Source organism: Peribacillus sp., from assembly GCF_059453735.1.
This window is the reverse complement of the sequence record NZ_JAZVJO010000351.1, coordinates 1-7,718: the sequence shown is the minus strand read 5'-3', so window position 1 is coordinate 7,718 and position 7,718 is coordinate 1. Positions and strand designations below refer to the sequence as shown.

The window sequence follows — 7,718 nt, the reverse complement described above, 5'->3', positions numbered from 1 at the left end:
GCAGGATCAACACTTGGTTCTTCTTCTATGTATTTCTTAAGTACATCCTTCATTACAGGTACTTCATCGTTTCTTCCAAATTTATGCACAGAATTATTGTTGAGTATTTCTCTTTCGACATATCCCATGAGATCCTTTTCATCTACTGAATCTAACCGGGTATATTCATTATCGTAAACCCAAACATCCAGCATACCGTCATCATCGAACTGGGATGCAATCGCAAGAATTCTCTCCACTACCTCTTGCACAGTTCCGTTATTATACATTTTTCTCATTGAACCTGTTAAATCAAGTACTAGACCCACTCTGGCTTTTACTTTAGTTAATTGTTTCTTTTCTAAAACAATTTGCACATTTTTCTTTTGTAAATTGATTGTAGACATATTAACCTCCTCATTCCTCACATTATTTCAACATGCTAAATACATGCATCCATATGCATTCAACCTCAATTAGCACTTTTAAAGTACTCGATATAATTAATACCATTTGCGATACCAAATATAAGAAGAAGCGAATTTCTTCGCTTCACATGGTTCTTATTTTAACTTGATTTTCTGCAGGCGCAGGGCATTCAATACAACCGAAACGGAACTAAATGCCATTGCAGCCCCTGCTACCCATGGGGCAAGCAGACCTATCGCAGCAATTGGTATGCCTATTACATTATAGGCAAATGCCCAGAAAAGGTTTTGTTTAATATTCTTCATTGTTTCCCTGCTCATTAAAATGGCATCCGCAATACTATTTAAATCACCACTGATAAGCGTAATATCAGCTGCTTCCATCGCAATATCTGTTCCTGTCCCAATAGCCATGCCAATATCAGCAGATGCCAGCGCGGGTGCATCATTGATTCCATCTCCAACCATTGCTACTCTCTTACCAGCTTGCTGAAGTTTCGAGACTTCTTCTGCTTTTCCTTCGGGAAGGACTTCCGCAATTATGTGGTCGATCCCCACATCTTTTGCAATCGCATCCGCGGTCCGCTTGTTGTCACCTGTAATCATAATCACGTCTATATTCATTGATTTTAAGCGGTCAATGGCATCCTTTGAAGTACTTTTCAACGTATCGGCGACAGCAATTAGTCCAGCATAATGACCATCAATGCTGACCAGCATCGCTGTTTTCCCGCCGCTTTCCAGCGTTTCCATTGTAGTACCAGCTGATCCAGTTTCAATCTTATTTTCTACCATCAGTTTCCGAGTACCAATTAATACTACCTTTTGATCAATTATGGCCCGAACACCATAGCCAGGAAATGCTTCAAAATCAGTTACTGTTTTTAAATAGACACCTTTTGATTGAATCCCTTGGACAATCGCTTTTGCTAGTGGATGTTCGGATTGTTTCTCGGCCGTCCCCACAAAAGATAGGAATTCTGTTTCTTTCCATGGTCCTTCGATGATTACATCCGTTAATTCTGGTTTACCGTTTGTCACCGTTCCTGTTTTATCGACGATGACCGTATCAATATGATGCGTTGTTTCTAGATGTTCGCCGCCTTTAAATAGTATACCAAATTCTGCTGCCCGTCCTGAACCTGCCATAATAGAAGTAGGTGTAGCCAAGCCAAGTGCACAGGGACAAGCAATCACGAGGACAGCAATCATGGCTTCCAAGGCGTCTGTAAACTCTCCCGGCTGGACTAAAAGAAACCATATCAAGAAAGTTACAAGAGCGATTCCAACAACAACAGGTACAAAAATGCCAGATATTTTATCCGCAAGTCGTTGAATAGGTGCTTTCGAGCCTTGCGCTTCTTCTACCACTTTAATGATCTGTGCAAGAGCTGTTTCGCGGCCAATTTTTGCGGCGCGTACTTTTAAGAAACCATTCTTATTAACTGTTGAACCGATTACTTCATCGCCGATTATTTTATCAACTGGGATGCTTTCTCCAGTTAACATAGATTCATCTACAGCCGAATTTCCTTCAAGAACCATTCCATCCACAGGAATCTTTTCGCCTGGTTTAACGACAAGAATATCGTCTTTGATAACGTCTTCTAATAAAACTTCAATTTCTTTGCCATCTTTGATAACTACTGCTGTTTTAGCCTGTAAATTCATGAGTTTCTTAATGGCTTCTGAAGAGCGTCCTTTGGCTTTTGCTTCGAATAATTTACCAAGAATAATTAACGTAATTAACACGGCACTCGTTTCAAAATATAATTGTGCTGAATGATGACTATTTTGATAGATAATTGCTTGATAAACACTATAAAAATAAGCAGCTGAAGTTCCGAGAACGACCAATACATCCATATTGGCACTTTTATTCCGTAACGCCTTGTATGCGCCCATGTAAAACTGCCAGCCAATTAGAAATTGAACAGGTGTAGCCAGAGCCATTTGCACAAATGGATTCATTACAAAGTCCGGCAGATAAATAAAAGAGGTGAAGGAGAAATGGCTCACCATCGCCCATAATAATGGAAAAGACAGTACCGCAGAAACTATTAATTTAGTCGTTTGTTTTTGAATTTCCTTTTGGCGATAGTCACCTGCCTCTTTTGCATCATCAATAATCGCACCGTAGCCAATCTTTTCAATACGTTGAACAATCTCTTTCGGTGATGTCTGAGCTGGATTATATTCAACTGTTGCTTTTTCAATCGCCAGGTTGACTCCAGCAGATGATACTCCTTCCATTTTGTTGAGTACCTTTTCTATTCTTGCTGAACAAGCTGCACAGGTCATGCCGGTAATGGCGAAATCACGCTTCTCCTTTACCACCTCATAACCGAGATCAAGTATCTTTTGTTCTAGTTCTGCAGCACTTATTTGGCCGGAATCATAATGAATCGTTGATCTTTCTAGAGCTAGATTGACATTGGCGTCTTCAACACCTGGCATTTTATTTAATCCTTTTTCTATTCTTGCTGAACAGGCTGCACAGGTCATGCCTTTAATTTGCATAGTTGCTTCCTTTAATGATTCAGCCATGATTCCCACACTTCTTTCTTAAAATCAATTGAAAAAAAGGACGACATGCGCCCTCCTTACTTAACTTCATATCCCTGATCATCAATTGTCTCTTTTATTGTATCAAGACTCAATTTTTGAGATTCAAAAGCAACCTCGACTTTTCCTGTATCTAAGTCAACTTTGACTGAACTCACGCCATTAAGCTTTCCTACATTTTCCTCTATAGCTTTTACACAATGCCCACAAGACATCCCAGATACATTTAATGTTACGTTTTCCATTCTCTTCACTTCTCCTTTATTTTTTCATCAATTTTTGTATAGTTATGAGCACTTCATCGACAACATCTAAGTCGCCTTCATTGATTCGATCTACGACACAGCTTCTCATATGCCGGTCAAGCAAGAGCTTTGCTACCCCATTGAGGGCTGCTTGTGTTGATGCAATTTGATTAATCACATCGTCACAGTACGTATCTTTCTCAATGAGTCCTTTTATACCTCGGATTTGACCTTCTACTCGATTAAGACGCGTAATTAAATCCTTTTTAGTTTTGTCGGAATGATGACTTTTCCTGGTTTCATCATCCGAAGTACAGCAAGCACTATCGTCCGATGGCAGTATCTCTAAATCCATTTCACTCACTCCTTATCCAAATTGTAGCATACCCCCCTACCCTATGTAAATGAATATACCTTATTATCTAATCTGCCCTTTACTCTTTCATAATATCGTTTTGAAATCCGCTTCTCTTCGAATGAAAAAAAAAGAGACTGTCAGTCGTTCTTGACAGTCTATCCAATAGATTACTCGGCTTTATTTAACGGTACTACATACTCCCGATTTACATTTGCACATGTTTTTAAAAATTCCTGATCCTTCACAATCTTCACCATATATTCATTTGCGTTTTCTTGTAGTTTCATCAGCTGCAGGGGTTCCAAATCATTGGCAAAGAAAACAAGCTCGGTTGTATTGTGTAAATGATCTGTAAAGTAAGCAGCCAACGTAAACACCCATTTTGTAGATCCGCCTTTTTGCCCGGCATGCTTCAACCACGTTTGATTACGCGGATTAGTCATAGCTGTTTCTACTATTTCATCCAAAACAGCCTGCATGTTTTTAGGAAGAAATGCTTTTTGATTGATGGATTCCAGCAAGTGAAGATAGTCCGAAGTCGTTCCCCTTGGAAGACGGTCTGACCATATTCTCTGCAGATTTTCTGACATAGGCATAACCTTTTGTTTCAGCTCCTGCAGCTTACCATCAGCAAGTTCAGCAGCAAGTTGCCCAGCAAGTAACACATACTCCTCGTGAGACATCTTTGTCAGCTTGTCCAAAACCTGTTCGTTTTCATATTGTTCTTCTAAATAAGCAGGAATCATGACTGCGGCACAAAAATGATACAAGTCATCATGATCTCGAAGATTAAATAATGCTAGCTGTTGATTAATTGCATCAAGTCCCAGCTTCCGCAATAGATACTCTGTATTCGCATTCGAACTGAATGCCATCATCCCTTTTGCTACTTCAATTAGGTTGACATGGTTATTATGAATAAGTTTTTGTTGTCTTACCTGACTCAGCCATTCAGGATGTGCTCCGCCATCAGTATTAGGAATGTAAAATAAATCAAGCTCAGTCAACGAGATCTGTTCATTTTTGTCTAATTGTCCTTCAGAAACCTGACGAGCAAATTCCATCGCAATTATTAATTTCACTGTGCTTGCCAGCGGCATTTTTTTATGTTCATGTACCGAACATTCTACAATTCCATTATGTTTTAAAGAGAAAGCAAAATCGGTACCTAGTTGTTGCATATATGTATGAAAATACTCTGGATTTGTCTTTTTAGACTGCTTTCCGATCATGATGATTGCTACTGTAAACATAGACATAATCATAACCACAATAATTCCAATTGCTACGACCACCTGCCTGCACCCCTTATCTATAGTTAGGACTTGCTGTCCCTATTTCTCATAAAAAAAGAAGGCTATATAGGCCTCCCAATTGACTTTATTCGTAGTACGTCAGCGTACAATTTTTATCTCATCATGATCATTTTGTTTAATTTCATTGGTGAAAATTAGTCTGGTATGAAAGCGATAGCTCAGAAACTCTGAGTGATGAAGATCGGTTGGCAATTTATAGGAAAACGGAAATTCACACATTGAGTGTGAATCAATTATTTTAGACATCAAAATAGTCGTGGCTGCTTCCACCATCGTCTCTTGATTTGTTTCACTGTTTTTTACAATCAAATCGCATTCTAACCGCTTTATCTTTTGCTTCACCCATCCGCCTTTAAGGTAAAAACAACCTTTAACATTTGCTCCAGGTTCAAATTCAGTTTTGTGAAGTACCAAATCAATCGAAGCCGAGCCTATTTTTAATAAATTCATACATTTTGTTAACAAGTAAAATGAACCTCCATTATTGCTGTCTGCATCGGAGCAGTACAGGTACCCTTCATCACAAATGTTATTTACAAAAGCCTGTGGTCAAGTAGCGCAAAACAACTTTCGTATAAACAGAATCAAATGTATTTTTCCATTGGATAAGCATATTCTAGTATGCGGAATGCTGAAAGTCAACAAACATTTACCAGTTATTACTTTAGATTAATCCTAAAAATTTGTTTCAGATATGTTTAAAGATAATAATTTCTGGCAATAATATATACGCAACTACAGTTGCAATTTACACAAGTGCTAGGAGGCAACAAAAATGGAACGTGGTAAAGTAAAATGGTTTAACAGTGAAAAAGGCTTTGGATTCATTGAGCGGGAAGATGGCGACGATGTATTTGTACACTTCTCTGCTATTCAAAGTGAAGGATACAAATCGCTTGAAGAAGGCGAAGAAGTAACCTTCGAAGTTGAACAAGGCCAACGAGGCCCACAGGCGACTAACGTACAAAAAGCCTAATTCATAAAAAAAACAGACTCTCGTTTGAGAGTCTGTTTTTCTTTTTCATCCTTTAGTTAATGCTGTTTATTAGGAAGCTTAAATTCCGGGTGACCTTTTCCCTGACGTTTTTGATTCTTTTTTTGCTTTTGCTGTTGTTCCACGACTTTTTTAACAAACTCATTCGTGCTTTCCATTTTAACCCCTCCTTTAGTGAATGGTCTTACTTTAACCATTCACCCTTTAAACCATACAGACTTAGAGGAAAGACAGCTCAGTAAGACAATTCCACCTCAACCCAGTCCCGCACACTATTAATAAACCAGATGGCCGATGCTCGATGCAAATCATCCAACGTGACTGTTTTTTCTACAATTTGTTTAGTTATCAGCAGTTCTTCTCTAAAAGTTCCCGGTAAGAGTCCGTTATGTATCGGCGGTGTAACATACTCATTATTAATCTCTAGAACAAGGTTACCATTTGTAAATTCTGTTAGTTCCTTTTCCTCGTTGAAGAGAAGTACATCAAAATAACCGGGAAAGCTTGCTTGAAAAGCTTGATACATATATCGATGTGTCGTTTTATGATACAGAAACGGATTATCTTTACTCATAGGCTTATCCGCCAATTTTACCTTTTTTACTCCGCTCAGCTTTTCAATGTCGTTACATTCTATTGTAACAACTCCAGCCTTGTTAATCAGCAGACGCACTTTTTTCAGGCCCGTACGGTATTTTTGAGCGAATGGATATAATTCATTTTGAATGTCGATCAGTAGTAACTTTATCCCGAAATAGTCAGCCGATTTCAACAGCCGTTTTAAATGATGTTCAAGCAAATAATACTGTCCATTCTCGAGTTTAATGGTTTCAAGTAGTTGAAAGTCGGGTGTACTAGTTGTTAGTAAAGATGCTTTTAGATAGGCTTCTTTGTATTCTTCATTAATCTCTGAGTCCCAAGTAATTCCTCCACCCGCGCCATATTCCAGTTCGTCAGTTTCCCTATCGAGTACGACAGTCCGAATGGGAACATTGAAAACCGCTTCTCGATTGGGTGTTAGATACCCAATTGCCCCGCAATAGATACCACGGGGAGACTTTTCGGCAGCTGCTATAACCTCCATCGTGCTTATTTTGGGAGCCCCTGTTATCGATCCACATGGAAAGAGGGCCTTAAATAAATCAAAAAACGTAACGGAAGGACTTGTTTTGGCGGTGATGGTTGACGTCATTTGCCACACGGTCGGATATTGTTCAATCGTTAGGAGCTCATCGACATGGACCGATCCATTCTCTGCGATTATACCTAGATCATTACGCAGTAAATCGACAATCATAAGATTTTCTGCTATGTTCTTTTCTGACTGACGGAGCCATTCCTTCTGCCTCTCGTCTTGTTCTTTTGAATATCCTCTTTTAACAGTTCCTTTCATCGGACGAGTGGTAATTACATCGTTTTTCCAATCGAAAAAAAGCTCTGGGGATGCTGATAAAATGGTTATATCGCCGGTATCTAAATAAACACTATAAGCTGAGTTCTGCGCCTTTGTTAAATCTTGATAATAAGCAAAAGCATCTCCTTTAAAAGAAGAGCGCAGCTTCATTGTATAATTGACTTGATAAGTATCACCGCTTTCAATTTTTTGTTTAATACACTGAAAGCCCTGCTCATAGTCGGCTGCACTGGTATCACTTTGCCAATCTGTCGTTTCATAATGAGCGGTATCATCTGTTAAAGCTTCTCCATTGACTGGAGCTTCAAATATACCAAACCAGATAAGCGGCACGCTGCCGCCTACTTTTACTTTATAAGAAGAATCAAAGGCAGGCGCTGCTTCATAAGACAGAAAGCCTGCAGCATAATAGCCTTGAT

General features: G+C 39.0%; 9 protein-coding genes. 1 reads left to right on the top strand and 8 read right to left on the bottom strand.

Features of this window, described 5'->3' with window-relative positions; all coding sequences use genetic code 11:
* From AC52RT_RS11175 to AC52RT_RS11150, 6 genes are all read right to left on the bottom strand, one after another.
* A partial coding sequence (locus tag AC52RT_RS11175; RefSeq protein WP_495540814.1) for a VWA domain-containing protein occupies positions 1 to 386 on the bottom strand: 386 nt, incomplete at its 3' end.
* A gap of 156 nt (positions 387 to 542) precedes the next feature.
* A complete protein-coding gene (locus tag AC52RT_RS11170; RefSeq protein WP_495540813.1) occupies positions 543 to 2,954 on the bottom strand; it encodes a heavy metal translocating P-type ATPase in 2,412 nt (803 codons plus the stop codon).
* 56 nt (positions 2,955 to 3,010) lie between these two features.
* The gene (gene copZ / locus AC52RT_RS11165) at positions 3,011 to 3,217 is read right to left on the bottom strand and encodes a copper chaperone CopZ (RefSeq protein WP_495540812.1); all 207 of its coding nucleotides are present in this window, start codon (positions 3,215 to 3,217) and stop codon (positions 3,011 to 3,013) included.
* A gap of 16 nt (positions 3,218 to 3,233) precedes the next feature.
* On the bottom strand, positions 3,234 to 3,572 hold the full coding sequence (locus AC52RT_RS11160; RefSeq protein ID WP_495540811.1) for a metal-sensitive transcriptional regulator: 339 nt from the start codon (positions 3,570 to 3,572) through the stop codon (positions 3,234 to 3,236).
* Between the two features lie 170 nt (positions 3,573 to 3,742).
* On the bottom strand, positions 3,743 to 4,870 hold the full coding sequence (locus AC52RT_RS11155) for a serine hydrolase (protein ID WP_495540810.1): 1,128 nt from the start codon (positions 4,868 to 4,870) through the stop codon (positions 3,743 to 3,745).
* Between the two features lie 99 nt (positions 4,871 to 4,969).
* Positions 4,970 to 5,356, bottom strand: a complete 387-nt coding sequence (locus AC52RT_RS11150) for a sporulation protein (RefSeq protein ID WP_495540809.1) — start codon at positions 5,354 to 5,356, stop codon at positions 4,970 to 4,972.
* A 310-nt stretch (positions 5,357 to 5,666) separates the two neighbouring features.
* Here AC52RT_RS11150 and AC52RT_RS11145 point away from each other — a divergent pair, with 310 nt between their 5' ends.
* Positions 5,667 to 5,867: a cold-shock protein gene (locus tag AC52RT_RS11145; protein WP_040375127.1), complete on the top strand. Its 201-nt coding sequence runs from the start codon at positions 5,667 to 5,669 to the stop codon at positions 5,865 to 5,867.
* 56 nt (positions 5,868 to 5,923) lie between these two features.
* Here AC52RT_RS11145 and AC52RT_RS11140 read toward each other — a convergent pair whose 3' ends face one another.
* Together AC52RT_RS11140 and pabB are read right to left on the bottom strand one after the other, a co-directional pair.
* A complete protein-coding gene (locus AC52RT_RS11140) occupies positions 5,924 to 6,043 on the bottom strand; it encodes a DUF4023 family protein (RefSeq protein WP_495540808.1) in 120 nt (39 codons plus the stop codon).
* A gap of 77 nt (positions 6,044 to 6,120) precedes the next feature.
* Positions 6,121 to 7,718 (bottom strand): aminodeoxychorismate synthase component I (pabB, locus tag AC52RT_RS11135; protein ID WP_495540807.1); only part of this gene is annotated, 1,598 nt, incomplete at its 5' end.

Excerpts from the sequence above, each read along its gene's own strand:
- AC52RT_RS11145 (WP_040375127.1), top strand. The coding sequence starts at position 5,667 with ATGGAACGTGGTAAAGTAAAATGGTTTAACAGTGAAAAAGGCTTTGGA.
- AC52RT_RS11140 (WP_495540808.1), bottom strand. The coding sequence starts at position 6,043 with ATGGAAAGCACGAATGAGTTTGTTAAAAAAGTCGTGGAACAACAGCAA.
- AC52RT_RS11170 (WP_495540813.1), bottom strand. The coding sequence starts at position 2,954 with ATGGCTGAATCATTAAAGGAAGCAACTATGCAAATTAAAGGCATGACC.
- AC52RT_RS11160 (WP_495540811.1), bottom strand. The coding sequence starts at position 3,572 with ATGGATTTAGAGATACTGCCATCGGACGATAGTGCTTGCTGTACTTCG.
- copZ (WP_495540812.1), bottom strand. The coding sequence starts at position 3,217 with ATGGAAAACGTAACATTAAATGTATCTGGGATGTCTTGTGGGCATTGT.